This window comes from Paramagnetospirillum caucaseum, from assembly GCF_000342045.1.
Taxonomy (GTDB): Bacteria; Pseudomonadota; Alphaproteobacteria; order Rhodospirillales; family Magnetospirillaceae; genus Phaeospirillum; species Phaeospirillum caucaseum.
In genome coordinates this window covers 1-268 of the sequence record NZ_AONQ01000226.1, presented here as the reverse complement: position 1 = coordinate 268, position 268 = coordinate 1, and the positions used below count along the sequence as shown (strand labels likewise).

Sequence of the window (268 nt, the reverse complement as noted above, 5' to 3'; positions counted from 1 at the left end):
GGCGGCCCTGAGCGTCGCCCAGGTCAACGCGCTGTCCACCACCAACGCGGCGGCGCTGTCCACCACCCAGCTGTCCGGCCTGACCGCCGCCCAGGTCAGCGGCCTCAGCACCACCAACCTGAACGCACTGTCCACCACCGGCGTGGCCGGCCTCAGCGCCACCCAGGCGGGCGCCATCACCACCACCCAGTCAGCAGCGCTCTCCACCACCCAGCTGGGCGCCATCGAGACCACCGACCTGACGTCCATCACCGCGACGGTGCTGAAC

General features: G+C 71.6%; 1 protein-coding gene. It reads left to right on the top strand.

Annotated features, from left to right (window positions below; genetic code table 11):
- On the top strand, window positions 1–268 hold a 268-nt coding region (locus H261_RS25670; protein WP_008623032.1), incomplete at both ends, for a hypothetical protein.